Here is a 24,902-nt window from a genome sequence, read left to right as displayed (position 1 = left end):
GGACTTGGTGCGCTTCTTCTGCAACTTCCGCCGAAGCTCACGGTGGCGCCGCCGGTACCGGTTCAGGCGGCGCCCGGCGAGAATCTCACCGTCGGATGTGGTGGCGATGTTGACGACCCCGAGATCCGCCCCGAGGAACCCCTCAGGCTCGGACAACTGCGGCTCGGGCAGGTCGATGGTGGCGATCAGGAAGAACATCCCGTCACGCATCACCAGGTCCGACTCCCCCTTGCGCGAACGCAGCAGTTCCACTGCCCCGGGGGAGCAGACGAACGGGACGTGCTTGAGACGCCCGGCAACCGTCCAGATGGACACGGTCCGGGCATCCAGGTTCCAGGTCAGAATACGGTCGTCGTACGGCTGCGCCGCACCTTCTCGGAACACGATCGGCCTGGACTCCGCTCGCACACGCCGCCTGGAGCCCTCCAGGCCGAGGTTCCCGGCCTTGATGTTCCCCTTCAACGCCGCATAGGCGTCGCACACCTTCTTCACGGTGCGGACAGCCGCCTGCGCGCCGAGGTCGAAATCAGCCTTGATCCGGTGATACACGGCACCCTGCAACACGTTCCGGCGCTTCAGGTCCTTCTCGAACGCCACCTCGGAGGCCGCGTTCGCAGCCCGGTTGCAGGCACGCAGGGTCGCCGCCAACGCGTCCGCGTCATACGCGGACACAGGCGTCAGCTTCACCTGCGCAACAATCTTCACGCAACATACGCTAGTAGGACCGGACTTGAGGAATCAAGTTGATGCACCGGCATATGCGAAGAGAACTCCACCGCTTCGCGGCTCCGCGCCAAGGACCCATTCCTCCCAGGACTGAAGCCCCGGACTTCCTGGGAGAAGCCAGGTGAAGATCGCTTGCCTGCAGGCCCGGTGCGGGAGGCCGGGCGTTCCGCAGACCCTCCAGCGGCTGCGGGAGGCGGCCCGCGAGGCCGCCGAGGCGGGCGCCGAGCTGCTCGTCACCCCCGAGATGTCGCTGGGCGGTTACCCGCTGCGGGCCGCGGGCCTGCGGGAGGCCGGCGGCCCGGTCGACGGGCCGCAGTGCGAGGCGATCTCCGCCATCGCCCGGGAGGCCGGCATCGCGATGGTGCACGGCTGGCCCGAGCGGGACGGCGAGGACGTCTACAACTCGGCCCGGCTCGTGGGCGCGGACGGCGGCACCCTGGCGGTGTACCGCAAGGCGCACCTCTACGGCCGTGCCGAGCAGACGCTGTTCTCCCCCGGTGCGGACGGCGTGGTGCAGGCCCGTCTCGGCGGCCTCACCGTCGGCCTGTTGATCTGCTACGACGTCGAGTTCCCCGAGGCCGTGCGGGCCCACGGCGTCTCCGGCACGGAGCTGCTGCTGGTGCCCACCGGTCTGATGCAACCGTGGGACTTCGTCGCGCGCACCATCGTCCCTGCGCGGGCGTTCGAGAGCCAGCTGTTCATCGCCTACGCCAACTGGGCCGGTGAGTACGGGGGTCTGTCCTTCTGCGGGCACACCACGATCGCCGCGCCCGACGGCCGGGTGGAGAGCCTGGGCCCGGACGCGGGCGACGGCGACCGGCTGCTCGTCGGCGAGGTCGCCCCTGCGGTCCTCGCCCGGGCCCGCAGGACCACGCCGTATCTGCGCGACCGCCGGCCGGAGCTCTACACCGCCTGAGGTGAATCCCCGTCCGTCAGTTCGACGTTGTGCGTACGGTGTCGGAACGCTATTACGGTGGCCAGGAAGTCTCTCTGTGTGCAACGCAAGAGGAGCACGATGCCACCGAGCACGCCGCTGCCCACTGTCCGGCGCCGACGCCTCGGCACGGAGCTGAGAAGACTGCGGGAGCGTGCGGACCTGTCCGCGGCACAGGCGGGGGCCCGGCTCGGCATCACCGGGTCACGTGTGTACGGCATCGAGGCCGGCCGTCTGAGGGTCGGCACCGACCGGGTGTGGGCGCTGGCCCGCGCCTACGACTGTTCCAGTACCGCACTGATCGACGCCCTCGCCGCGATGGCGACGGACGAGCGCAGGCCCGGCTGGTGGGAGGGGTACCGGGACCATCTGCCCACCGGCCTGATCGACCTCGCCGAGATCGAGCACGACGCGGTCTCGCTCCGCGTCACCCAAGTGGCCAATGTTCCCGGCCTGTTGCAGACGGCCGACCAGGCACGCGCGATCTTCAGCGAGGCCGTCCCGCCGCTGCTGCCGCACGAGATCGAACAGCGGGTCTCGCACCGGATCAAGCGGCAGGCGATCCTCTTCCGCGACGACCCTCCTCCGTACACCGCGATCATCCACGAGGCCGTCCTGCACATGCAGTTCGGCGGCCCCAAGGTGGCCAGGGCGCAGCTGGAACATCTCCTCGTCATGAGCGCGATGCAGAGCATCACCCTCGTGGTGCTCCCGTTCCGTACGGCGTTCGCCAGCACCGGCATGGGGGTCGACTACTGCAGCGGCCCCGTCCCCCAGCTGGACACCGTGATCGCCGACGTCGCCCACCAGTGCGCGCTGATCGACGCGCCCGCACAGCTGGAGATGTACCGCCTGAAGCTCGACCGGATGCAGAGGGCCGCCCTCGGTCCGGAACCGTCGCGTGACCTCATCCACCGTATCGCTCAAGCGATTTGAGCCCTCCGAGAGGACCGGACGTGACTGTGCCCGATGGGCAGAAATCGTCCTACAGCGACGCGGGGACCGCTTGTCTCCATCTGGCGGCAGTCCCTCATGCCGACATCGTCCACGTCTTCGAGAGCGACGCCCCCGACGTGTTCGTGTCCGTCACCCGTTCCGGGCTGCGCCTGTTGATGACCCGCATCAAGAACGGCGCACTTCCCGTCAGGTGAGGCCGCTCTCGATTCCGTCGCGGGGACGGCACCCCTCGCCTGCCCCAGCCCCACGGACATCACACGCCGCTCTCGGGACGTCACCCAAGTCACCGATGTGACACGGGCTTTCCCTTGCGTCCTCCGCGTTGCCCGACCGGTGAGCCTTTCGGGCTGCGCCGCCTCGGGACAGCTTGGACTATTCCTGTCCGGAAACGCATACACCCCCTCAATGCCGCGCTTGTCAGCGCACCCATTCGGTGCGAGTGTGTGACCCGCAATCGAACAGCGAGTGCGAAATTCGGCAAAAGCAAGCGCAGCGAAGGAGAGGGATCGTGACGACGGAAGAAGAAGTGCGCGAGGTATTCCCCGCCCCGCTGAACTCGCAAATCCTCGACGTGCTGGTCACGTTCGACGCCTACACCATCGTCGAGCGCTACAAGCAGCCCTCCCAAGACCCCGACAGGCCGACCGGGATCAGCACCAGCCTCATCTACATGACAACACGTCAGGACCGGATCATCGGTTACCCCGGCGCCGAGCTGAACCTCAAGGCCAACCCCCTCGACGTCATCAGGTGGCGCGAGACGACGCTGTCGCTCAACACCGAATACAGCGCCCTGCTGTACCGGTTCAAGCACCACAGCGGGGTAGATCTCATATCCACCCCGAGCGCCCTGGTCGCCGAGGTTGTCGTCCCCTACCCCAAGAGGGACGGGGTGGAGTACGACTTCGAGGTACAAGACATTAAGAACCACCACTGGTTCACGATCGCTCTGTCACCTGGCACGGTCAGGTACGACTTCTACTTCCAGCTCATCGACGGAGACGGGAAACGGGTCGGCTTCTACAAGTGGGACCCGACGATCACCATCGTGAAGCGCGGTCAGTGAAATAGCGGCAGAGCCACTCGGCAGCCCGTCGGCCGAGTGGCTCTGCCGTCATCCCACCCTTGCGGCAAAGGAGAGGGAGCCATGACAGCGGAAATAGCCTCCGAAGCAATGGCAGCCCCGAAGAACGCACAAATCATCGACGTGCTGGTCACGTTCGACACCCACACCATCGTCAAGAACTACCCGACCTCCGGCGACCCCGACGATCCGACACGGGTCAGCAGCAGCCTCATCTACATGATGAATCGCCAGAACAGGTTCACCGGATTTCCCGGCGTCGATCTGAGTCTCAAGGCACGCCCTCTCGACATCATAAGGTGGCGTGCGGAGACATTGTCGTTCAGCGACGAATACAGCGCCATGCTGTACCGGTTCACGCCGAAGAGCGGCGAGGAGCTCATATCGCCGCCGAGGAGATTGGTCGACGACGCCCTCGTGCCCTCCCCGGCTCCCCAGGAGAGCGAGACGTCCTATACAACCTCGGTCATCAAGGGCTATTTCTGGTACAGCGTCATAGAAGCACAGGGCCAGGCCGGCTACGAGTTCCGCTTCCAGGTCATCAGCGGCAAGGACCGCATCGGCTTCTACCAGTGGCACCCGAGAATCACCATTGCGAAGCACGGCATCTGATGTGCCCCGGCCCGGAGGCCGGGGCGCACGGTGTCAGCCGGCCGTCCGGGGCGGCAGGCCGTCGCGGATCTCGCGGGCCGCTGCCACCAGGTGTTCCAGGGACGCACGGACCTCGGGCCAGGCCCGGGTCTTCAGGCCGCAGTCGGGGTTGACCCACAGCCGCTCGGCGGGGATGGCCTCAAGTCCCCTGCGCAGCAGGGCCACGGCCTCGGCCGTGGCCGGGACGCGCGGGGAGTGGATGTCGTAGACGCCGGGGCCGACCTCGCGGGGGTAGCCGACGCCGGCGAGTTCACCGGCGACCTGCATATGGGAGCGGGCGGCCTCCAGGCTGATGACGTCGGCGTCGAGGTCGTCGATGGCCCGGAGGATGTCGCCGAACTCCGCGTAGCACATGTGGGTGTGGATCTGGGTGTCCGGGCGTACGCCGCAAGTGGCCAGCCGGAACGCCTCGGTGGCCCAGGCGAGATACCCGGGGCGGTCGGCGGCGCGCAGCGGCAGCGTCTCGCGGAGCGCGGGTTCGTCGACCTGGATCACGGCGGTGCCGGAGGCCTCGAGGTCGGTCACCTCGTCGCGCAGGGCCAGCGCGACCTGGCGCGCGGTCTCGGCGCGCGGCTGGTCGTCGCGGACGAAGGACCAGGCGAGCATGGTGACGGGACCGGTCAGCATGCCCTTGACGGGGCGGCCGGTGAGCGACTGGGCGTAGGACGTCCAGCGCACGGTCATCGGCCCGGGGCGGGAGACGTCGCCCGCGAGGACCGGCGGGCGGACGTAGCGGGTTCCGTAGGACTGGACCCAGCCGTGCCGGGTGGCGAGGTAGCCGGTCAGCTGCTCGGCGAAGTACTGGACCATGTCGTTGCGTTCGGGTTCGCCGTGGACGAGGACGTCGATGCCCGCCTTCTCCTGATAGGCGACGACATCGCGGATCTCGGCCTCGATCCGCCGCTCGTAGGCCGCGGTGTCGATGCGGCCTGCGTGCAAGTCGGCGCGGGCGGTGCGCAGTTCGGTGGTCTGCGGGAAGGAGCCGATGGTGGTCACGGGCAGCAGGGGCAGGCCCAGGCGTTCGCGCTGGGCGGCTGCCCGCTCGGCGTACGGCCGGTCGCGCCGGGCGTCGGCGGCGGTGACGGCGGCGGTACGGGCACGTACCGCCGGGTCGTGGGTGAGGGCCGAGCCCGCCCGGGAGGCCAGGCCGGCCCGGTTGGCGGCGAGTTCGGCGGCGATGGCGTCGGTGCCCTCGGTCAGGCCGCGGGCGAGCACGGCGATCTCGGCGGTCTTCTGCCGGGCGAAGGCGAGCCAGCGGGAGACCTGTGGGTCGATGTCGCGTTCGGCGGTGACGTCGAGCGGGACGTGCAGGAGCGAGCAGGAGGCGGCGACGTCGACCCGGTCGGCGAGGCCGAGGAGGGTGGCGAGGGTAGTCAGCGACGCGGTGAGGTCGTTGATCCATACGTTGCGGCCGTCCACGACTCCGGCGACGAGCCGCTTGCCGGGCAGGCCGCCGGCGGCGGCGAGGTCGTCGAGGTTGGCGGCGGCGCGGCCGGTGAAGTCGAGGGCGAGCCCGTCGACGGGGGCCTTGGCCAGGACGGGCAGTGCCTCGCCGAGCCGGTCGAAGTAGGAGGCGACCAGGAGCTGAGGGCGGTCGGTGAGGGCGCCGAGTTCACGGTAGGCGCGGGCTGCGGCGTTCAGTTCGGCCGGGGTGCGGTCCTGGACGAGGGCGGGCTCGTCGAGCTGCACCCACGTGGCGCCGGCGGCCCGCAGGTCGGCGAGCACCTCGGCGTAGACGGGCAGCAGCCGGTCCAGCAGGGTCAACGGGTCGAAGCCGGGCGCCACTTCGGGGGCGGGCTTGGCGAGCAGGAGGTAGGTGACCGGGCCGACGAGCACGGGGCGTCCGGTGAGACCTAGGGCGAGGGCCTCCTTCAGCTCCCCGACCTGCTTGCGGGAGTCGGCGGCGAAGACGGTGCCGGGGCCCAGTTCCGGCACGAGGTAGTGGTAGTTGGTGTCGAACCACTTGGTCATTTCGAGCGGCGCCGCGTCCTTGGTCCCGCGCGCCATCGCGAAGTAGCCGTCCAGGGCGTCCGCTTCGACGGCGGCCCGGTGGCGGGCGGGGATGGCGCCGACCATGACGCTGGTGTCGAGGACGTGGTCGTAGTACGAGAAGTCGCCGGTCGGGACCTCGTGGATCCCGGTGGCGGCGAGGCCGCGCCAGGTGGCGGCCCGCAGTCGGGCGGCGGTCCGCCGCAGCCCGTCGGCGTCCGCCCGGCCCTTCCAGTAGCCCTCGACGGCCTTCTTCAGTTCCCGGTCGGGGCCCTGACGGGGATAGCCGTACACGGTGGCCCGTGCTGCCGCGGCCGCGGTCTTGCGGGTCATGGAACTCTCCTTCGCGAGTTGCCCAGGAGGCCCGGGGACGACCGGGGGCGCGAAGGGTACGGCTGACACCGCACACCGCGGTGCTGCGCGCGCCGACCCGCCCTCGAGGTCACCGGACCTTCCGTGCGCACTGGTCGCGCACGGGCAGCGGCAGGTCTTCGGACTCGCGGGCGCGTGCATGGCGCACACCTACTGACCGTCGCTTCCCGGTCCCTACGGGCCCAGTGCTCATGACGGCGGTCGTTCCCGCTCACCGCTGCGGGGCAGTTCCGGATTCCCACCGGATTCCCTCTTGCGACGCGCCTGCCTGGCGGGCAGGGCGAACCAGCTGCACCGGTCAGCCTAGGTGCTGACCGGTGCGCGGAACAGCCCTGTTCACCTGCCGGACACACCGGAGCCGCGGCGGACGGCCAGGGTGAGGAGGGCGCAGACGGCATAGAAGGCGAGGAAGGCGACGTACGCCGCTTCGCCGTTGCCGGTGGCGAGGAAGGACTGGCGGAAGGCGATGTTGACCAGCAGGCCGCCGAGGGCGCCGACGGCGCCCGCGAGGCCGATCAGGGCGGCGGCCCGCCGCTCGGCCGCGGCATGTGCCGCGGCCGGGTCCGTGCCCGCCTGGGCCGCGGCCAGCGCCTTGGCGTGGTGGAGGGCGGGGATCATGCGGTAGACGGAGCCGTTGCCGATGCCGCTGAGGACGAACAGCGCGACGAAGCCCGCGAAGAAGACGGCGACCAGGCCCTGTTGGGCGGCGACGAGGATCAGCGCGGCGGAGACCGCCATGGCCCCGAAGACGGCGACGGTCACCCGGGCACCGCCGTGCCGGTCGGCCCACGCGCCGCCCAGCGGGCGGGAGAGCGAGCCGAGCAGCGGGCCGAGGAAGGTGAGGTAGGCGGCCTTGACCGGGGTGTCGAACTGGTCCTGGAACTGCACCTGGAGGACCTGCCCGAAGGCGAAGCCGAAGCCGATGAACGAGCCGAACGTGCCGAGGTAGAGCACCGAGAGCAGCCAGGTGTGGCCGTCGCGGGTGATCTCGCGCAGGGCCGGATGCCGGTGGCGGACCGGCAGGTTGTCCATCCACCGCGCCGCGGCGACGACGGTGAGCGCGATCAGCGGGATGTAGCACAGCGGCAGCAGCCGGGGGTGGCCCGCACCCGCGGTGGCGAGGACGAGGAGGCCGACGAGCTGGACCGCCGGCACGCCGAGGTTGCCGCCGCCCGCGTTGATGCCCAGCGCCCGGCCCTTGAGGCGCTGCGGGTAGAAGGCGTTGATGTTGGCCATGGACGAGGCGAAGTTGCCTCCGCCGACCCCGGCCACGGCGGCGGTGACCAGCAGCGTGGTGTACGAGACGCCGGGCCGCAGCACGACGGCCAGGAACACGGTGGGCAGCAGCAGGAGCAGGCCGCTGATGACGGTCCAGTTCCGTCCGCCGAAGCGGGCCACCGCATGGGTGTAGGGCAGCCGCAGGACCGCGCCGACGGCGGTGGGCACGGCGGTGAGCGTGAACTTCCCCGCGGGGTCGATGCCGTACTGCGGGCCCAGGAAAAGGACGAGCACCGACCACATGCTCCACACCGAGAAGCCGATGTGCTCGGTGAGGACGGACAGCACCAGGTTGCGCCGGGCGGTGCGGGCGCCGGTGCGCTCCCAGAACTCGGGGTCCTCGGGCCGCCATTCGGGCACGGTGCCCCGCACGGGAACCGGGGGGCCGCTGGTGCGTACGGTCCAGGTGCGCAGGGCGGCCGGGGAGCCGTCGGGTGCGGTGTCCTCGTCGAGACAGGCACCGGTGCGCAGGTCGTAGGTCTGCTTGTACATGGGCGACGTCACGGTCGGGGCGCCGTCCCGACTGCCGGTGAGGCCGCGGGAGATGACGCAGGCGTCGCTGAACGGGTCCTGGTTGGCGAGGGCGTAGAGGTCGCCGGTGGTGTGCCGGAAGAGGGCGACCTGCTCCCCGCCGACGAGCGCGGTGACGCCCCGGCCGGGGGTGAGGTCGCCGTAGCGGCAGACGGCGGTCCACTCGGAGCCGTGGCCGATCTCGACGAGGGCGTCCGGCGGCGGCTGCGCGGTACGCCCGGCGGGCTGGACGGTGTCGGTCATGACGCACGCACCTCGGTGTTCGGGCCGGCGGGGACGGCCGGGCGGATCTGGCCGCGCTCGGGCAGGAAGCGCACGGAGGGGTCCGGCGTGCCCGGGGCGTTGACGAAGGAGACGAAGCGGCGCAGCCGTTCGGGGTCGGCGAGGGTGGCGGCCCACTCGTCCTGGTAGTCGGCGGTATGGCGTGCCATCAGTTCGTCGAGTTCGCCGGCGATGCCGAGCGCGTCGTCGACGACGACGGCGCGCAGGTGGTCGAGGCCGCCCTCGAGGCGTTCCAGCCAGCGGGCGGTGCGCTCGAGGCGGTCGGCGGTGCGGATGTAGAACATCAGGAAGCGGTCGACCGTGCGGATGAGGGTGGCGTGGTCGGCGTCCTTGAGCAGCAGGTCGGCGTGGCGGGGGGTCATGCCGCCGTTGCCGCCGACGTAGAGGTTCCAGCCCTCGGCGGTGGCGATGACGCCGAAGTCCTTGCTCTGTGCCTCGGCGCACTCGCGGGCGCAGCCGGAGACGGCCGCCTTGATCTTGTGCGGGGAGCGCAGTCCCCGGTAGCGCAGCTCGAGTTCGATGGCGAGGGCGACGGAGTCCTGGACGCCGTAGCGGCACCAGGTCTGCCCGACGCAGGACTTCACGGTGCGCAGGGCCTTGCCGTAGGCGTGGCCGGACTCGAACCCGGCGTCGACCAGGCGGCGCCAGATGGCGGGGAGCTGGTCGACGGTGGCGCCGAACAGGTCGATGCGCTGCCCGCCGGTGATCTTGGTGTAGAGGCCGTAGTCCTTGGCGATCTCCCCGATGGTGATGAGCCCGGCCGGGGTGATCTCGCCGCCGGGGATGCGCGGCACGACCGAATAGGAGCCGTTGCGCTGGAGGTTGGCGAGGAAGTGGTCGTTGGTGTCCTGGAGCGCGGCCTGTTCGCCGTCGAGGATGTAGGGGGTGTCACCGAGCTGGGCGAGGATGGAGGCGACGGCGGGCTTGCAGACCGCGCAGCCGTCCCCGGTGCCGTGTTCGGCGAGGAGGCGGCCGAAACTGCTGATCCCCTTGACCCGGATGATCTCGTAGAGCTCGGCGCGGGTGTGGGTGAAGTGCTCGCACAGCCCCCGGGCGGTCTCGACGCCCGTGGCGGCGAGCTCCTCGGTCACGATCGTCCCGAGCAGCTTCTCGCAACTGCCGCAGCCCGTACCGGCCTTGGTGCACTTCTTCACTGCGGCGACGGAGGCGCACCCCTTGTCGGTGACGGCCGCCCGGATGGTGCCCTTGTCGACGTTGTGGCAGGAGCAGACCACGGCATCGTCCGTGAGCGGGGCGGCGCCTCCGCCAGCGGGGGCGGGCAGCAGCAGCTGTTCCGCCGGAACGGACAGCGGGGTTCCCGTACCGACGAGCGGGCGCAGGGTGGCGTACGCGTCGGTGTCGCCGACGAGGACGCCGCCGAGGAGGGCGCCGTCCGCGCCGATGACCAGCTTCTTGTAGACGCCGGCGCGGCTGTTGGCGTACGTGACGTCGAGCGCGCCCTCCGTGGCGCCGTGGGCGTCGCCGAAGCTGGCCACGTCCACGCCGAGGAGCTTGAGCTTGGTGGAGGTGTCGCCGCCGGTGAACTCGCCGCTCTGCTCGTGCAGTTGCCGGGCGGCGGTCTCGGCCATGGCGTAGCCGGGGGCGACGAGGCCGTAGACCTTGCCGTCGGCGGCGCGGGCGCATTCGCCGATGGCCCAGATGTGCGGGTCGGCGGTGCGGCAGGCGGTGTCGACGACGATGCCGCCGCGGTCGCCGACGGGCAGGCCGCACGCGCGGGCGAGCCGGTCCTCGGGCCGTACGCCCGCCGAGAAGACGACGAGGCCGGTGGTGAGCACGGTGCCGTCCGAGAGCGCCATGGCCTGCACGGTGCCGTCCGCGCCGGTCTCGATCCGTTCGGCCCCGGCCCCGGTGTGCACCGCGACGCCCAGGTCCTCGATCTTGCGGCGCAGCAGGGCGCCTCCGGCGTCGTCGATCTGCAGGGCCATCAACCGGGGCGCGAATTCCACCACATGGGTCTCCAGCCCCATGGCGCGCAGCGCCCCCGCCGCCTCGAGCCCGAGCAGTCCTCCTCCGACGACGGCACCGGTCTTGGCCCCGGCGGCGTGTTCGCGGATGGCGTCGACGTCCTCGATGGTCCGGTAGACGTGGCAGCCGGGGGCGTCGTGTCCGGGCACGGGCGGGACGAAGGGGTACGAGCCGGTGGCGAGGACGAGCACGTCGTACGGGACCCGGTCGCCGGAGGCGGTGGTGACGACGCGCTCGGTGCGGTCGACGGCCACGGCGGGGTCGCCGAGGCGCAGGTCGATGGCGTGCTCCTCGAGGAAGGAGGCCGGGCACATGGAGAGTTCCTCGGCGGAGGTGCCGGTGAAGGCGGAGGTGAGCCGGACCCGGTCGTACGCGGGCCGGGGTTCGGCGGCGAGCACGGTCACCGCGTAGGGGGCCGGCCGGTCGTGGAGGGCCTCGAGGAAGCGCTGGCCGACCATGCCGTGCCCGACGAGGACCAGGCGTTTCTCCGTCATGTACGGGCTCCTTCAGGAATGAGCAGGCTCAACGGGTCGGCGGGCAGGGGTTCTTCGCGGCGCCAGGTGCGGACGAGATCGCCGAGGGCGGTGAGGTCGCCGAGGGCGGTGAGGTCGCCGAGGAGGACGGCGCCCACGAGCAGGTCGCCGTCGAGGACGAGCCGCTTCGAGGTGCCCCGGGTGGTGTCGGTGACGACCACCACGTCGCGGTCGGCGGCACCGTCCGTGCGGGGATCACCGAAGGCGGCCAGGCTCAGCTCCCCCGCCGTCAGGCGGGTCACGGCCCGGGTGCCGGTGCAGAGGGCACCCGGGCCGGCCCCCGACAGGCGGGCGGCGAGCACGTCGGCCTGCGCCCACGCCGGTCCGGCCTGGCCGTGGACGGTTCCGCGGTGTTCGGCGCAGTCGCCGATCGCGTACACGTGCGGTGCGGAGGTGGCGAGGCGGTCGTCGACCACGATGCCCCGGCGCACCCGGAGCCCGGCGGCACGGGCCAGGGCCGTACGGGGCCGTACCCCGCAGGCGGCGACGACCAGATCGGCGTCCGACCAGCGCTTGATGTCGGTGGGCTGGACGGTGAGGTGGGTGACGACGCCCAGGGCGGCGAGGTGCCGGTGCAGCATCCGTGCCGACTCCTCGTCGAGGTGCCGCTCCAGCAGCCAGGGCCCGGCGTGGGCGATCTCGGTGTGCAGCCCCAGGGCGGTGAGCGCCCGGGCGACGCCGACGCCGAGCACTCCCCCGCCGATCACCAGGGCCCGCCCGGCGGTACGGGCCCGGCCGGCGATCCGGCGGCAGTCGTCGAGGGTGCGCAACGCGTGGGCGCCCTCGGGCGGTTGCTCCGGCTCCGCGCCGGTGGCGAGGACCAGCTCGTCGTAGGGGGACGTGGTGCCGTCGGCGAGGCGGATGGTCCGCGCGGCCGGGTCGATGGCGGCGACCCCCGCGCCGGTGCGGAGCACGGCGCCGGTCCCGTACGGCAGCCCGATGGCGCCGGCGTCGTACCGTCCGACGAGGACCTCGGCGAGCAGGGTGCGGTTGTACGGGGCGTGGGGCTCGTCGCCGTACAGCGTCAACTCCACGCTGCCGTACGGTGCCTGGTCGAGCAGCTGCCGCCCGAAGCGGGCCGCCGCCATCCCGGCACCGACGACGGCGATGCGCCGGGCGGTACTCATGCCTTCTCGACCCTTTCCACCTTTACGGCGCAGACCTTGAACTCCGGCATCTTCGAGACGGGGTCCAGGGCGGGGTTGGTCAGGGTGTTGGCCCGGCCCTCGCCGTCCCAGTGGAAGGGCATGAAGACGGTGTCGGGACGGATGCCGGGGGTGACCCTGGCGGGGGCGAGGGCCCGGCCGCGCCGGCTGGTGACCGCCACCGGGTCCCCGTCCGTGATGCCGAGCCGCTCGGCGAGGCGCGGGTGCAGCTCGACGAACGGCCCCGGGGCGGCGGCGTTGAGCTCGGCGACCCGCCGGGTCTGGGCGCCGCTCTGGTACTGGGCGGTGACCCGGCCCGTGGTGAGGTGCAGCGGGTAGTCGGCGTCGGTCTCCTCGGCCGGCGGCCGGTGGTGCACCCCGCCGAAGCGGGCCCGGCCGTCGGGGGTGGCGAAGCGGTCGAGGAAAAGCCGCGGAGTACCGGGGTGTTGAGAACTGGGGCAGGGCCAGAAGACACCGTCCTCGGCCCGGATGCGGTCGTAGTCGATGCCCGCGTAGTCGGCGGGCCCGCCCGCCGAGGCGCGCCGCAGTTCACCGAAGACGGCCTCGGGGTCGTCGGGGAAGCCGCGTTCCGCCCCGAGCCGGGCGGCGAGTTGATGGAGAACGTACAGGTCGGTACGGACACCGGGCGGCGGGGCGAGGGCGGCCTGGCGGAGGATGACGCGGCCCTCGAGGTTGGTGAGGGTGCCGGTCTCCTCGGCCCACTGGGCGACGGGCAGTACGACGTCGGCCAGCTCGGCGGTCTCGGAGCGCACGACGTCGGTGACGGCGAGGAAGTCCAACGCCCGCAGCCGGTCGGTGACATGGGCGGCGCGCGGTGCGGAGACGACCGGGTTGGTGCCCATGACCAGCAGGGCCCGTACCCCGTCGGGGGTGCCCGCCCGGTCGAGCAGCTCGTACGCGGAGACCCCGGGCCCCGGCAGCGTTTCGGGGTCGACGCCCCAGACCGCGGCGACATGGGCGCGGGCCTCGGGGTCGGCGAGCGAGCGGTAGCCGGGGAGCTGGTCGGACTTCTGCCCGTGCTCGCGCCCGCCCTGGCCGTTGCCCTGGCCGGTCAGACAGCCGTAACCGCTGCCCGGACGCCCGGACTTGCCGGTGGCCAGGCAGAGATCGATCCAGGCACGGACGGTATCGGTGCCCTTGCTGTGCTGCTCACTCCCCCGCGCGGTGAGGACCATGCCGGAGCCGGCGCGGGCGAACCGGTGGGCGGCTTCCCGCATCTGCTCCACCGGAACGCCCGTGATCTCCTCGGCCCGTTCCGGCCAGTGGGCCATGGCCGCCGCCCGGGCCTGATCGAAGCCGGTGGTGCGGGCGGCGATGAACTTCTCGTCCAGCAGCCCGTCGGCGATCACCAGGTGCAGCAGCCCGAGGGCGAGCGCCGCATCGGTGCCCGGGGCCGGGCGCAGATGCAGATCGGCCTGCTCGGCCGTACGGGTGCGCCGCGGATCGATGACGATCAACTGCCCGCCGTTCGCCCGCATCCTGGTGAAGTAGCGCAGCGCGGGCGGCATGGTCTCCGCCGGGTTGGCGCCGACCAGCAGGACGCACTCCGTCGTGGCGATGTCCTCGAGCGGGAACGGCAGCCCGCGGTCGATGCCGAAGGCGGCACGGTTGGCGGCGGCGGCCGATGACATACAAAACCGCCCGTTGTAGTCGATGAACGGCGTACCCAACACAATACGGGCGAACTTGCCGAGCAGATAGGCCTTCTCGTTGGTGAGCCCGCCCCCGCCGAGGACGCCGACGCCCTCCCTGCCGTACCGTCCGGCTGCCCCGGCGAGCCCCTCCGCCACAGCATCCAGGGCCTCCCCCCACGACGCCTCGCACAACTCACCCGTGCTCGGGTCGCGCACCAGGGGCGCGGTCAGCCGCGCGGCATGCGCCAGGACGGCGGCCGCGGTGCGGCCCTTGCCGCACAACGCGCCCTCGTTGACGGGGAATCCGGGCCGTTCGGCGACCTCCGCGGGCGGCGCTCCGGGCGCGGCACCGGGGGCCGCGGGGCGCAGCCGCATGCCGCACTGAAGTGCGCAGTACGGGCAGTGGGTGTCGGTCGTCATGGCTATGAGCGTCGGCCTGCCCTGTTACACGGCCGCATCCGCGTTGTTGCTTCCACGGTACGAACCCGTCACGTCCGGCCCGTGGCCCCGTGATGTGCGGTGCATCTGCCGTTAACAGGCGGCCGTCGCTGCTGACCTGGGGATCACAAGGGCGCAACGCGCCGGTAACAAGCACGAGGGACCCTGCGGTTCATGAGTACGGAAGGGCCCCTCACGGGATTCACGATCGGGGTGACGGCGGCGCGCCGCCGCGAGGAGCTGGTGGCGCTGCTCACCCGTCGGGGCGCCCGTGTCGTCGAGGCACCCTCCCTGCGCATCGTGCCGCTCGGCGATGACACCGCGCTGCGCCGGGCGACCGAGCGCTGTCTGGCCGCGCCGCCGGACTACGTCGTCGCCACGACGGGCGTGGGCTGGCGCGGCTGGATGAGCGCCGCCGAGGGCTGGGGCATGGCCGATGCGCTCGTACGGGCCTGCCGCGGGGCCACGGTCACGAGCCGTGGGCCGAAGGCGACCGGGGCGGTGCGCGCGAGCGGCCTCGAGGAGGCGTTCTCGCCCGAGGGCGAGTCCTGCGAGGAGCTGCTCTCCTGGCTGCTGGCCCGCGACCTGCGCGGCAGGCGGGTGGCCGTCCAGGAACACGGCGCACCGCTCGACCAGTTCGCCGCCGCGCTGCGCGAGCGGGGTGCGGAGGTCATCGAACTCGCGGTGTACCGGTGGGGGCCTCCGCCGGATCCCGAACCGGTGCGCCGACTCGTGGAGTCGGCCGTACGCGCGGAGATCCACGCCCTCACCTTCACCAGTGCGCCGGCCGCCGTGGCTCTGCTGGAAGCGGCCGCCGCGGCCGGTCACCGCGAGCGTCTCCTCGCGGCCCTGCACGGCCCCGTACCGGCCTTCTGCGTCGGCCCGTTGTGCGCCCAGCCCCTACGGGACGCCGGGGTGCCGGTCCACCTTCCCCAACGGGGCCGCCTCGGCGCACTCGTCCGGACGCTCGGCGACGTGCTCCCCCGGCTGGGCCGCTGGGAACTGAGCCCCGCCCCCGACCGCGTGGTCCTGCAGGGCAACGCCTTACTGCACGCAGACCGACAGATATGGCTGCCCCCGCTGCAGGCCGCGGTCCTGCGCGTCCTGGCCGAACGCCCCGGCCACGTCGTCAGCCGCGGCGAACTCCTGCGCCGCGCCTGGCCGGACAGCCGCGCCGACGACCACGCGGTGGACGTCTCCATAGCCCGCCTCCGCAAGGCGCTGGGCCCCCACGCGGGCATCGTCCGCACGGTCCCGAAGCGGGGCTACCGGCTGGCGGGCACGTAGCGGCATCAGGACGCGTGAGGTCGCTGGAGTCCCTGGAGGAGGAGAGCGATCAGGCGTCGGGGGTCGTAGCGGGGGTCGTTGTCGCGTCCGATACAGAGGTTGCCGATGCCGCGCATCAGCTCGTACGGCTGCGTGCCGGGCCTGATGTCGCCGGACTCGACCGCGGCGTCGAGCAGTTGGGCGCAGACGGGCAGCAGGCGGTCGAGGAAGTAGGCGTGCAGCGCGGCGAAGCGGTCGCTGTCGGACTGCAGGGCGTCGGCGAGTCCGTGCTTGGTGACCAGGAAGTCGACGAAGAGGTCGATCCACTGGCGCAGCGCGTCGAACGGGGAGTCGGCCGCGGCCAGCAGGTTCGGGCCGACCTCGGCGCATTCCTCGATCTGGTGCTGGTAGACGGCGGTGACGAGATCCGCCCGGGTCGGGAAGTGGCGGTAGATCGTGGCCATCCCGACACCCGCCCGGGCCGCGATCTGGCGGATCGGCGCGTCGACGCCGGAGGAGACGAACACCTCGGCGGCGGCAGCGAGCACCGTCTGCCGGTTGCGCTGGGCGTCGGCCCGCTTGCCTCGGGACGGTGACTCCCCTGCGGGGCTCTCGGCGGCCATCACGTAGTCCTTCCAGACCGATTGACAAAACGGAACACTGCTCCGAATACTAAATGGAGCGGCGATCCGTTTCAGGTTAGCCGAAGCGCGCCGCTCCTGACCGCCTTGCCCTTCGCCGGTCGCAGCAGACCAGCGGACGGCAGGTGCCACCGAAGGGAATCCACATCGTGAGCACATCCACTGCCACCAGCGCCGACGCCTTGGGCAATCCCGTCCCGGTCCTGTCCTTCAGCCCCGTAGTGCTCTCCGTACCCGGACGTCCCGTGGACCTCCAGGTGCGCGTCTCCGCACCCGCGACCGGAACCGACCTCCCCGTCATCCTCCTCTCCCACGGTCACGGCCCCTCGAACAACCTCTCCTCGCTCAACGGCTACGCGCCGCTCGCCGACTTCTGGGCCGCCCACGGATTCGCCGTCGTCCAGCCCACCCACCTCACCTCCCGCACACTGAGCCACCTGGTCGCCGACGCACCCGGCGCACCCGACTTCTGGCGCTCCCGCGCCGAGGACATGACCCACATCCTCGACCGGCTCGACGTGATCGAGCGCACCGTGCCCCAGCTCTCGGGACGAATCGACCCCACCAAGGCCGCCCTCGCCGGACACTCGCTCGGCGGCTTCACCGCCGCCCTCCTGCTGGGCGCCGGGCTCAACGACCCCGACACCGGGAACGTGGTCCACCTCGTCGAGCCCCGGATCAAGGCGGGCGTACTGCTCGCCGCGCCCGGCAGGGGCGGCGAAGTCCTCAACGGGCCCATGGCCGAGCAGTGGCCGATCATCGGAGCCGTCGACTTCTCCACCATGACCGCACCAGCACTGGTCGTCGCCGGCGACAAGGACGACTCCCGGCACTTCACAGACATGGGGCCCGACTGGCACGCCGACCCCTACACCCTCGCCCCCGGCCCCAAGACCCTGCTCACCCTGTTCGACGCGGAACACGGACTTGGCGGGATCGCCGGATACGACGCCGCCGAGACCACGGACGAGAACCCCGAGCGAGTCGCCGCCCTCGCCCGGCTCACCGCGGCCTACCTCCACACCCGGCTTCACCCCGGCGCCCCCACCTGGCAGACGGCGTGCGAGGAACTGACGACCGGCCCCGACCCGGTAGGACGAGTCGAATCCAAGTAAGCCCCACGCAGGCCCCGCCCTAGGGAACGAGGACGATCTTTCCCTTCACTCGCCCGCTCTCGATCAGGCGGTGCGCCTCGGCCACCTCCGTCAGCGGCATACTGCGTTGAACGTGTACCCGCAGCCGCCCCTGCTCGATGAGCGCGTTGAGCTTCTCCAGTGAGGCGTAGTCAGGCTCGACGCCGAGGCCGGCGAAGCGCACCCCCCGCTCGGCCAGGCCCGGCACGGCCGCCGCACGGGTGGCGCTCACCAGGATCCCGCCGGGCCGCAGCACCTCCACCGCCCGCGTCGCGTCGTCACCCGGGACCAAGTCGAAGAGCACGTCGACGTCCCGTACCGCCGCGCCGACATCGGTCGTGGTGTAGTCGATGACCTCGTCCGCGCCGAAGCCACGCACGAACGCGTGTTTCTCCGCCCGCGCGGTGCCGATGACGTACGCCCCGAGCGCCTTGGCGACCTGTACGGCCAGGTGGCCCGTCCCGCCGGCCGCCCCGAGAATCAGCACCCGCTGCCCGCCCAACACCCGTGCTGTGTCCACCAATCCCTGCCAGGCGGTGAGCGCCGCCATCGGCAGCGCCGCGGCCTCGACGTGCGTGAGGGCGGCGGGCTTGTGGGCCAGGTGGCGGGGCGGAGCGGTGACGTACTCGGCGTAGCCGCCGCCGCGCCACGGGAAGTGCACCAGTCCGTACACCTCGTCACCCGGCACGAAGCGGGTGACGCCGGGCGCGACCGCCTCGACCACCCCCGAGACATCCCAGCCGGGGATGAACGGCAGCGTCCCCCAAGGGACCACGCCTGCCCGGAACTTCGCGTCCACCGGATTCACGCCGGCCGCTTCGACCCGCACCAGCACCTCGGTGGCCACCGGCTCCGGACGCTCCACCTCCGCCACACGCAGCTCCTCGGGACCACCGAAGGCAAGCTGACTGACGGCGCGCATACGCACACCCATGACGTACCCCTCTTACTGATCGTCTTGCTGATCTCTCACGGTCGCCGCGCGGCGCACAACCAGCCTGCGCCACACGGTGACACTTGAGAAGAAGGCACCCTCCTGATACCCAGGTTCCCTATGGATACCTGCAACGACCTGCGGCAATACGGTGGCGCCGACGCCTACTTCCAGACCTGCCCGTCCCGCCCCGTACTCTCGCTGCTCACCAGCAAATGGGCCCTGCTCACGGTCGGCGCCCTCCAGCAGGGGCCGCTGCGCTTCAACGCACTGCGCCGCCGCCTGGACGGCGTCACGCAAAAGATGCTCACACAGGCACTGCGGACCATGGAGCGCGACGGCCTGGTCACCCGCACCGTCTACCCCACGATCCCGCCGAAAGTCGTATACGAACTCACCGAGCTCGGTCACAGCCTCACCGGCCTGCTGACGGCGATCCAGGACTGGTCCGAGGAACACCAAGGCGAGGTACTCGCTGCCCGCCGAACCTATGACCGGCGGGCAGCGGCCGAGGCGGAGCCGATGCGACCCGCCGGCGACTGAGGGCTCTCACGACATCACGTTCCGAACCCTGAAGGCCCAGTTCCTTTAGCCGACAGCCGCCGGCAGGGGCCACGTCAGTTCCGTATCATCCGCTGTGCGGAAGGCCAGCCATTGCCTATCAGACGTGACGTGAATGGTGAACCACTCTCGCCGTGGCCTGTGCAGAGCGACCCAATCGGCATGCGCCTGCTCCACCAACGCCCACAAGTCCCCTGGGCCGCTCACCGTCACAATCGGCTCGCCATCCCGTGGCTTCGTGACGCGGGCTTCCGATCCATTCTCGGTGTCGTACAGACGCACCACATCATGTGCGGTGTAATCACGGACCACTGTTGCGGGCAGGTGGAGTTGGACGAAGAACGAGAACGACCAGTCGTCGATCACGTGCCCTGGAACCGGCGTCGCCCGATCCTCCCCCGCTTCAGCCTGCGAGGGGTGCACCGGTGGATGTTGCCCTCGAAGAGGCATGAATGCAGCCGGGCTGTGGAGGATGTGACCGGCGGCGGTCCCATCGCCGGTCTTCTGGAGACGGGCCATCATGCCGCCCGCGAGAGCTCCCTTCAGCGGAACCACCAAGACCGCATTGAGTGCGCACTGTTCAAGCCAGGCAGAAGGGATACTCTGCACGGACCCCGTGGCGATAAGCCGGTCATACGGAGCCCTCTCGCCATATCCCCGTCGCCCGTCTGCGCATGCAACAACCGGACGGTAGCCGACAGCCTTCAAACGGTGTCGAGCGAGATCGATCAAGCGGGCGTTGACGTCGACGGTTGTCACGTTCCCCTCGCCCACCAAGTGGCAGAGCAGAGCGGCGTTGTAGCCCGATCCTGTGCCGATCTCCAAGACGTTGTTTTCCGGCTCCACAGTCAGCGCATCGAGCATGTCGGCCATCAGGCTCGGCATCGTGCTCGAACTGGTGGGTACCCCTGACACCCACTCATCCGGCGCGTCCTCGACATGTGTGCCGTCCAGTTCGGTGATCAGCGATTCGTCCTGGTACACAGCCGCAAGCCACGCGTTCATGCCTTCGTACCGTGGCGCGCCACGGTACGAACCCTTCTGCGATTCGGCGGTAGAAGGCCGGGACGAAGGAGTGCCGGGGTACGTTCAGGAACGCGCCGGACAGTTGCTGGGGCAGCAGCACGCCGCCTCTGTACATCTGCTCGTAAAGGCGGATACGTGCTTCTCGGTGCTGTTGCTCGTCGGCTGCGTTGGCGGTCATACGTCGCGCCCTTCCAGGTAGTCGCAGATGGAAGCAGTGCTTGGGAGGCCCGTTGCGTGCTCGACGAAAACGCTCGAGCCACGAGGTGGGCGCCCATCGGGGCGACGTACCGAGAGGGCGCGGCGCCCCCGCTGCTACCGGTTCACAGCGGCGAGGGCAGGTGCACCGCGGGCAGCAACCCCTGCTCGATCTTCCGACGCGGCAGCAACAGCCCCAGATGCTCGCCCACCGCCCCGAACAGCCGCCTCGCCAACTCCTCGTCCTCATCCTCGGGGTCCTCGCAGCCGGGGAAAGTGTCCCGCACCGCGCCCGCCTGGCGCATGGCCGCATCCAGCGCGGCGAACGTCCCGAGCCGGTCCTCGGGGGAGCCCGGGGTCTCCAGCAGTCCGTCACCGGGCTCGACGGAACACACTTCCCCGACGGCGTCGACGTAGCGCACCCACGGGTGCTCGTGCAGGAAGCGATCCAGGCAGACAAGTTCGTCGCCCTGCCCCATCAAGGTGTCCTGGCCCAGCCGGTCGAGGAAGATGAGATGCCAGGTTGACCGCTCGACCTCCAGGACGTACGCCCACTCACCGCTGCGGCCGAACATCGCCACGCTGTCGCCCAGGTCCACGCTCCGCCTGTCGAAGTCCTTGAACAGTACGGGCCGTTCGGCCATGCGACGGTCAGCACCGAGGCGGACCACGAAGTCCACCGGGTCCACGCCCCGCACCGCCGTGAGGCAGATGTCCGAGAGCATCCCATCCTTGACGATCGCACCGCTGTACCAGTGCTCGCCGATCCATGCCAAATCGTCCGTCATCGCGCCGGACCCCCTCCTCGATCTTTGCGCACACGCTACCGAGCCTCGGGACGGCTTGTGCGGCATGCGTCACGTGGCGTCTCCACAAACGATCACGTTCGCGCTGACCGCTCCCGCACCCACAACCAGCCCCGCTGACCTGCACAGACACCTCAATGGCCAAGGCTTACAGCTACCGTGTCCGTATCACTGCGCCGGAGGGCTCATGGACATCCATTCAGCTCAGAAACTCGCCTGGGACAACAAGATCGAAAAAGGGTTCAACACCAGTGACGTCCTACTGGAGTTCGGCCTGCTCAACGCCGAGGCAGGGGAGGTATTCACCGCCTGGCGCAAGCACCTCCCCGATTTCGGCGAGGAACTGGCCGACGTCTTCCTCTACCTCGCAGCCCTTGCCGAGATGACCGGCACCGACCTGCAAACCGAGATCGAGCGCAAGATCACCAAGAATCGCGGGCGCGTCTACGTCCCTGACGACAGGGGAGTTCTCACCCGGGTACACGACCCCGAGGGACAGTGACACGCGGACCATCCATGCACACGGGCTTGTAGACGGCATCGGTGATAGTCATACCGACCGAGTACGACACCCACCGGCCGTGCTTGGCGAGCCAACCAGTCCCTCCTACTTGCTGATCTCATGCCACCGCACAGCAAGGACTCTCTCGGATGAAGCCAACTCCCTCAGACCCTGAAGCTTGGAATGCATATTTGGCCGAAGGTAACGCCAAGCAGGCCCGTAAGCGCGTAGGCGCTGACGTCTTACTACGCAACCCTCCGGTAAATTCCTGCTGGTTGACCCAAACTACAAGCCTGGTTGGGACCTCCCCGGGGGGTATGGCCGAAGCCAACGAGCCCCCTGATCTCGCAGCTTTTCGAGAACTCAAAGAAGAACTGAACTTGACGGTAGAGATCCAGAGGCTACTTGTCGTGGACTGGGTTGCTCCTCACGGCCCGTGGGACGACCAACTGGCCTTTATATTCGATGGCGGGGTGCTTGATGAGGAGACGGCCGGGAGCCTCCGTCCAAGCGACGGAGAGCTGTCCGGGCTTGCCTTCTTCCCTGCCAGCAGAGCGGAGCGTTTACTGAACCCCCGCCTCTCTCGCCGATTCGTCGCTGCGCTCGCAGCTCTTGATGGAGGAGTCCCAAGGTACGTCCGTTGCGAGGGCTGACCCCCTCAGGCTGGGTGAACGACTGGAGGAGGGGACTCGGTTCCAGGCATCGAGTCCCCTAGTTTGCAGGTGCCCGAACTGCGGACACTGCACTGACCCGGAACCATCGGGCCGAGTAGGCGAGCTGGTTGGAACTCCACGGCAGTGTCAGGCAATTCACGACGGTAGATCTCGCCGGAGCGGCGTGGTGGCTGTCGGCGGAGTTGGCTCTCGTCGTGGATGTGCCAGCCGATTCCCTCGATTGCGGTGGCTAGCGCTATGCGGTGAGGTCGAGGAAATCGGCTACGGGCCGGGCGGTGCGGTGGGCGGCGAGCTGGCCACGCAGGTCGGCCAGGGTGCTGGTGCTGCGGGCGGAGTCGGCGCCGCCGAACTGGTCGATGGCCTGCTCGGCGACGGAGACGGCGGCGTCGATGTCGCCGAGGGCGAGGTGGGCTTCGGCCTGGCGGGCGAGATAGATCCCTGCGCCGCGGGCCTCGGTGTGGGTGTCATACGGGTCCTCGTGCCGCAAGGCGGCGCCGAAGTGCTCAAGCGCGCGGGCGGGTTCGCCGAGGGAGAGCGCGCAGGAGGCGGCAACTTCGTGGACCTCGCCGTGGGTCATCCAGTACATCGAGGGCAGGTCACGCTGGGCGGGCCCGGCGCGGTCGTAGGCGGTGAATGCCGCGTCGATGGCTCGGTAGGCGGCAGTGTGTTCACCGGCCTTGGAGTGGGCGCGGGCCTGGCGGGCGTGGAGCATGGCCAGTACCCGGCCCGAGGTGATCTTGTGCCGGGCTTCCAGGGCGCGCTCGACGAGGCCGAGGGCGCCGTAGGGGTCGTTCGCGCTGTAGCGGAGGTTGGCCCAGAACGCGAGCGTGCTCGCGCCCAGGGTGGCGTCGCCACCGGTCGCGGCGGCCCGCAGCGAGGCGGTGAAGCGTTTCTCGGCGTCCGCCAGGCGCCCGCTGTCGTACGCGCACCATCCGGCAAGGCGGCAGGCTTCGGCAGCGGCCGCGTACAGGCGCCGACCGGTGGCGTCGGTGTAGGTGCTGGTGGTGAGCACCCCCGTAATCAGCCGTAACTCGGCGATGGCGGCGTCGTAGGCGTGGGTGGAGCCGACGGCGTCGTCCAAGTGCCGCAGAGTGTGCAGGCGGGTCTCGAACAGCGCGGCCGCCTCGGGGCCAACGCGGCGCCCGTGGGTGGCAGCGACAGCGGCGGGGGTGGTGGCGGCCCAGTGGGCGCCGCTGGCCGCGAGCGTACCCAGTGAGGCGATGACGAAGCCGCGTCGGTCCACGGAACCCCCTCCCGCTTGCTCCAGTGCTTCCACCGTACCCGCCGCCGTCCACGGCAACTCCCATACGGAACAGTCGTCACGCAGGGCAAGGAGGATCCAGTGAGGCCAGCCACGCCGGTGGACTTCCTCCGGGTCGATGCTGTGCAGGTCGGCCATGGCGAGCTGGGCGGTCAGCTCCGGCTCGGTGCCACTGATCCAGCGGGAGAACTTCTCTTTGCGGTGGGCCATCTGCCCGTAGCCCAGGGCCTGGTGCCGGTCGGCGACCCGTTTGAGGTAGGCGGCGGCGGTGGTGTGCTCGCGGATGAGAAGCGTATGGAGCGGATGGCGTTCGAGCACCGGACCCATGGGTGCACCACCTCCCGGCCAGGGGACGGCCCCAGTGTGCTGCCACGCTCGCGCGGTCGGGAACAGGGCAACCAGGAGGAAGGCAACGGTCGGCAACCCAGCAGCAACGCCCGGCACCCTCAAACGGCTTCCGGCACCCCGTGCGTCGGCGGTGTCCTGGGGGCAGCCGACCCGCCCGCAGAGCCTGCACTCCCCGTTGGACGGGACGGCCCCCAGCGGCACCCCGCACCATCGGGGTGCCTCCACACCGGAATCGTTGGAGGCGCGTCATGAAGACCGCAACCGCACACCGGACGTTCTCCGTCGAACTGCCCGAGGCGTTCACCGAGACGTGGAACCGCATCGACGGCATCACCGTCACCGGCCGGACCATCACCATCAACCCCGGCCAGTACTTCTTCCGCTACGAGAACCCCGGCTGGCTCCTGGTCGACTGGGACCTCGTCCGCTCCGAGCTCCTGAGCACCACCGAGACGAGCGAACAGGCCATCGAGCAGCGGGCCCTGGAGTTCGTCCAGGCCCACGGCAAGCCCACCACCGACCCGGCCGAGGTCCTGGCCACGGCCTACCAGGTTGCCGCGTACCTGTTCCGCGACGAGTACGTCGGCGTCGGCAACCTGGACGTCACCGAGCGGGAGCTGAAGGCCCTGCGCGAGGCGACCACGATCATGTCCCTGAACCGAGTCAACGAAGACGGCCACCTGGCCAACGTCGGGCCGTGCTGGTTCTTCCCCGTCGCCACCTCAGTGGTCTACGGCTTCACCGAGGATGAGGGGAAGAAGATCGACGAGCTCTATCACGGCTCGTGGTTCAACGAGACCCGCCGCCGGGAATCCGTACTCGCCCACGCCGCGCTCGGCGGCCGGCTCGTCCACGGATGCCAGGCGGCCGCCGACATGAGGGGCGGCTGCGTCCTGGCTTACGGCACTGATCTCGACCGGTTCCGCACAGAGCTGGGCGAGATGAAGACCGAGTGGATGGACCGCGTCGCGGCCATGGACCGCCGGTGATCACA

21 protein-coding genes, 1 pseudogene and 1 riboswitch are annotated in these 24,902 nt (G+C 70.4%); of the genes and pseudogenes, 11 read left to right on the top strand and 11 right to left on the bottom strand.

All coding sequences use genetic code 11. The features are described from left to right. A pseudogene (locus ACV530_RS26675) lies at positions 1-648 on the bottom strand (RNA-guided endonuclease TnpB family protein); the annotation flags it as partial. Positions 649-847: 199 nt separating this feature from the next. Here ACV530_RS26675 and ACV530_RS26670 point away from each other — a divergent pair. From ACV530_RS26670 to ACV530_RS26650, 5 genes are all read left to right on the top strand, one after another. Continuing rightward, positions 848-1,642 (top strand): carbon-nitrogen hydrolase family protein, encoded by a 795-nt coding sequence (locus ACV530_RS26670; RefSeq protein ID WP_494335159.1) that lies wholly within the window; start codon positions 848-850, stop codon positions 1,640-1,642. 99 nt (positions 1,643-1,741) lie between these two features. Then, positions 1,742-2,596: a helix-turn-helix domain-containing protein gene (locus ACV530_RS26665; protein WP_494335158.1), complete on the top strand. Its 855-nt coding sequence runs from the start codon at positions 1,742-1,744 to the stop codon at positions 2,594-2,596. Between the two features lie 20 nt (positions 2,597-2,616). Continuing rightward, positions 2,617-2,811, top strand: a complete 195-nt coding sequence (locus ACV530_RS26660) for a DUF397 domain-containing protein (protein ID WP_494335157.1) — start codon at positions 2,617-2,619, stop codon at positions 2,809-2,811. 314 nt (positions 2,812-3,125) lie between these two features. Then, positions 3,126-3,683 (top strand): inclusion body family protein, encoded by a 558-nt coding sequence (locus ACV530_RS26655; RefSeq protein WP_494335156.1) that lies wholly within the window; start codon positions 3,126-3,128, stop codon positions 3,681-3,683. A gap of 81 nt (positions 3,684-3,764) precedes the next feature. After that, entirely contained in the window at positions 3,765-4,313 is a 549-nt protein-coding gene (locus ACV530_RS26650; protein WP_494335155.1) for an AidA/PixA family protein, read from the top strand. Positions 4,314-4,346: 33 nt separating this feature from the next. Here ACV530_RS26650 and metE read toward each other — a convergent pair whose 3' ends face one another. The 5 genes from metE to ACV530_RS26625 form a co-directional block, all read right to left on the bottom strand. Further along, the gene (gene metE, locus ACV530_RS26645; protein WP_494335154.1) at positions 4,347-6,674 is read right to left on the bottom strand and encodes a 5-methyltetrahydropteroyltriglutamate--homocysteine S-methyltransferase; all 2,328 of its coding nucleotides are present in this window, start codon (positions 6,672-6,674) and stop codon (positions 4,347-4,349) included. 132 nt (positions 6,675-6,806) lie between these two features. Continuing rightward, a riboswitch (cobalamin riboswitch) is annotated at positions 6,807-7,019 on the bottom strand. A gap of 30 nt (positions 7,020-7,049) precedes the next feature. Then, positions 7,050-8,765, bottom strand: a complete 1,716-nt coding sequence (gene nirD / locus ACV530_RS26640) for a nitrite reductase small subunit NirD (protein WP_494335153.1) — start codon at positions 8,763-8,765, stop codon at positions 7,050-7,052. Beyond that, entirely contained in the window at positions 8,762-11,284 is a 2,523-nt protein-coding gene (gene nirB / locus ACV530_RS26635; protein ID WP_494335152.1) for a nitrite reductase large subunit NirB, read from the bottom strand. The genes nirD and nirB overlap by 4 nt, the downstream gene beginning before the upstream one ends. Further along, positions 11,281-12,450, bottom strand: coding sequence for an NAD(P)/FAD-dependent oxidoreductase (locus tag ACV530_RS26630; protein ID WP_494335151.1), 1,170 nt, complete (start codon positions 12,448-12,450; stop codon positions 11,281-11,283). The genes nirB and ACV530_RS26630 overlap by 4 nt, the downstream gene beginning before the upstream one ends. After that, positions 12,447-14,543, bottom strand: coding sequence for a molybdopterin oxidoreductase family protein (locus ACV530_RS26625; RefSeq protein WP_494335150.1), 2,097 nt, complete (start codon positions 14,541-14,543; stop codon positions 12,447-12,449). Before ACV530_RS26625 ends, ACV530_RS26630 begins: the two co-directional genes overlap by 4 nt. Before the next feature lie 192 nt (positions 14,544-14,735). Here ACV530_RS26625 and ACV530_RS26620 point away from each other — a divergent pair, with 192 nt between their 5' ends. Next, on the top strand, positions 14,736-15,848 hold the full coding sequence (locus tag ACV530_RS26620; protein ID WP_494335149.1) for a uroporphyrinogen-III synthase: 1,113 nt from the start codon (positions 14,736-14,738) through the stop codon (positions 15,846-15,848). A 5-nt stretch (positions 15,849-15,853) separates the two neighbouring features. Here the strand turns inward: ACV530_RS26620 and ACV530_RS26615 are convergent, their stop codons facing one another. Next, positions 15,854-16,450 (bottom strand): TetR/AcrR family transcriptional regulator, encoded by a 597-nt coding sequence (locus ACV530_RS26615; protein WP_494335148.1) that lies wholly within the window; start codon positions 16,448-16,450, stop codon positions 15,854-15,856. 167 nt (positions 16,451-16,617) lie between these two features. On the opposite strand from ACV530_RS26615, the gene ACV530_RS26610 reads away from it, so the two are divergent. After that, positions 16,618-17,583 (top strand): alpha/beta hydrolase family protein, encoded by a 966-nt coding sequence (locus ACV530_RS26610; RefSeq protein ID WP_494335147.1) that lies wholly within the window; start codon positions 16,618-16,620, stop codon positions 17,581-17,583. Between the two features lie 19 nt (positions 17,584-17,602). On the opposite strand, the gene ACV530_RS26605 is transcribed toward ACV530_RS26610, so the two are convergent. Then, positions 17,603-18,523: an NADP-dependent oxidoreductase gene (locus ACV530_RS26605; RefSeq protein WP_494335165.1), complete on the bottom strand. Its 921-nt coding sequence runs from the start codon at positions 18,521-18,523 to the stop codon at positions 17,603-17,605. Positions 18,524-18,655: 132 nt separating this feature from the next. Between ACV530_RS26605 and ACV530_RS26600 the strand changes: the two genes are divergently transcribed. Next, positions 18,656-19,078: a winged helix-turn-helix transcriptional regulator gene (locus ACV530_RS26600; RefSeq protein WP_494335146.1), complete on the top strand. Its 423-nt coding sequence runs from the start codon at positions 18,656-18,658 to the stop codon at positions 19,076-19,078. Positions 19,079-19,123: 45 nt separating this feature from the next. Here the strand turns inward: ACV530_RS26600 and ACV530_RS26595 are convergent, their stop codons facing one another. Then, complete coding sequence (locus ACV530_RS26595) at positions 19,124-20,101, bottom strand: methyltransferase domain-containing protein (RefSeq protein ID WP_494335145.1); 978 nt, start codon at positions 20,099-20,101, stop codon at positions 19,124-19,126. Positions 20,102-20,442: 341 nt separating this feature from the next. Then, positions 20,443-21,105 carry a hypothetical protein gene (locus ACV530_RS26590; protein ID WP_494335144.1) on the bottom strand — a complete coding sequence of 221 codons (663 nt, stop codon included), beginning with the start codon at positions 21,103-21,105 and terminating at the stop codon, positions 20,443-20,445. Positions 21,106-21,310: 205 nt separating this feature from the next. Between ACV530_RS26590 and ACV530_RS26585 the strand changes: the two genes are divergently transcribed. Together ACV530_RS26585 and ACV530_RS26580 are read left to right on the top strand one after the other, a co-directional pair. After that, on the top strand, positions 21,311-21,625 hold the full coding sequence (locus tag ACV530_RS26585; RefSeq protein ID WP_494335143.1) for a MazG-like family protein: 315 nt from the start codon (positions 21,311-21,313) through the stop codon (positions 21,623-21,625). A gap of 149 nt (positions 21,626-21,774) precedes the next feature. Beyond that, the gene (locus tag ACV530_RS26580) at positions 21,775-22,278 is read left to right on the top strand and encodes an NUDIX domain-containing protein (protein ID WP_494335142.1); all 504 of its coding nucleotides are present in this window, start codon (positions 21,775-21,777) and stop codon (positions 22,276-22,278) included. Between the two features lie 256 nt (positions 22,279-22,534). On the opposite strand, the gene ACV530_RS26575 is transcribed toward ACV530_RS26580, so the two are convergent. Next, a complete protein-coding gene (locus tag ACV530_RS26575; RefSeq protein ID WP_494335141.1) occupies positions 22,535-23,887 on the bottom strand; it encodes an NsdA family TPR-like regulatory protein in 1,353 nt (450 codons plus the stop codon). A 269-nt stretch (positions 23,888-24,156) separates the two neighbouring features. Between ACV530_RS26575 and ACV530_RS26570 the strand changes: the two genes are divergently transcribed. Continuing rightward, complete coding sequence (locus ACV530_RS26570) at positions 24,157-24,897, top strand: hypothetical protein (protein WP_494335140.1); 741 nt, start codon at positions 24,157-24,159, stop codon at positions 24,895-24,897. The last annotated feature ends 5 nt before the right edge of the window (positions 24,898-24,902 follow it).

It is taken from the genome of Streptomyces sp. SX-6 (assembly GCF_059089585.1).
This window is presented reverse-complemented; position numbering and strand designations above follow the sequence as displayed.

What these genes read in the sequence shown, in the direction of transcription:
- ACV530_RS26665 (WP_494335158.1), top strand. Translation starts at nt 1,742, where the DNA reads ATGCCACCGAGCACGCCGCTGCCCACTGTCCGGCGCCGACGCCTCGGC.
- ACV530_RS26650 (WP_494335155.1), top strand. Translation starts at nt 3,765, where the DNA reads ATGACAGCGGAAATAGCCTCCGAAGCAATGGCAGCCCCGAAGAACGCA.
- metE (WP_494335154.1), bottom strand. Translation starts at nt 6,674, where the DNA reads ATGACCCGCAAGACCGCGGCCGCGGCAGCACGGGCCACCGTGTACGGC.
- nirD (WP_494335153.1), bottom strand. Translation starts at nt 8,765, where the DNA reads ATGACCGACACCGTCCAGCCCGCCGGGCGTACCGCGCAGCCGCCGCCG.
- nirB (WP_494335152.1), bottom strand. Translation starts at nt 11,284, where the DNA reads ATGACGGAGAAACGCCTGGTCCTCGTCGGGCACGGCATGGTCGGCCAG.
- ACV530_RS26630 (WP_494335151.1), bottom strand. Translation starts at nt 12,450, where the DNA reads ATGAGTACCGCCCGGCGCATCGCCGTCGTCGGTGCCGGGATGGCGGCG.
- ACV530_RS26625 (WP_494335150.1), bottom strand. Translation starts at nt 14,543, where the DNA reads ATGACGACCGACACCCACTGCCCGTACTGCGCACTTCAGTGCGGCATG.
- ACV530_RS26620 (WP_494335149.1), top strand. Translation starts at nt 14,736, where the DNA reads ATGAGTACGGAAGGGCCCCTCACGGGATTCACGATCGGGGTGACGGCG.
- ACV530_RS26615 (WP_494335148.1), bottom strand. Translation starts at nt 16,450, where the DNA reads ATGGCCGCCGAGAGCCCCGCAGGGGAGTCACCGTCCCGAGGCAAGCGG.
- ACV530_RS26605 (WP_494335165.1), bottom strand. Translation starts at nt 18,523, where the DNA reads ATGCGCGCCGTCAGTCAGCTTGCCTTCGGTGGTCCCGAGGAGCTGCGT.
- ACV530_RS26600 (WP_494335146.1), top strand. Translation starts at nt 18,656, where the DNA reads ATGGATACCTGCAACGACCTGCGGCAATACGGTGGCGCCGACGCCTAC.
- ACV530_RS26595 (WP_494335145.1), bottom strand. Translation starts at nt 20,101, where the DNA reads ATGAACGCGTGGCTTGCGGCTGTGTACCAGGACGAATCGCTGATCACC.
- ACV530_RS26590 (WP_494335144.1), bottom strand. Translation starts at nt 21,105, where the DNA reads ATGACGGACGATTTGGCATGGATCGGCGAGCACTGGTACAGCGGTGCG.
- ACV530_RS26585 (WP_494335143.1), top strand. Translation starts at nt 21,311, where the DNA reads ATGGACATCCATTCAGCTCAGAAACTCGCCTGGGACAACAAGATCGAA.
- ACV530_RS26580 (WP_494335142.1), top strand. Translation starts at nt 21,775, where the DNA reads ATGAAGCCAACTCCCTCAGACCCTGAAGCTTGGAATGCATATTTGGCC.
- ACV530_RS26575 (WP_494335141.1), bottom strand. Translation starts at nt 23,887, where the DNA reads ATGGGTCCGGTGCTCGAACGCCATCCGCTCCATACGCTTCTCATCCGC.
- ACV530_RS26570 (WP_494335140.1), top strand. Translation starts at nt 24,157, where the DNA reads ATGAAGACCGCAACCGCACACCGGACGTTCTCCGTCGAACTGCCCGAG.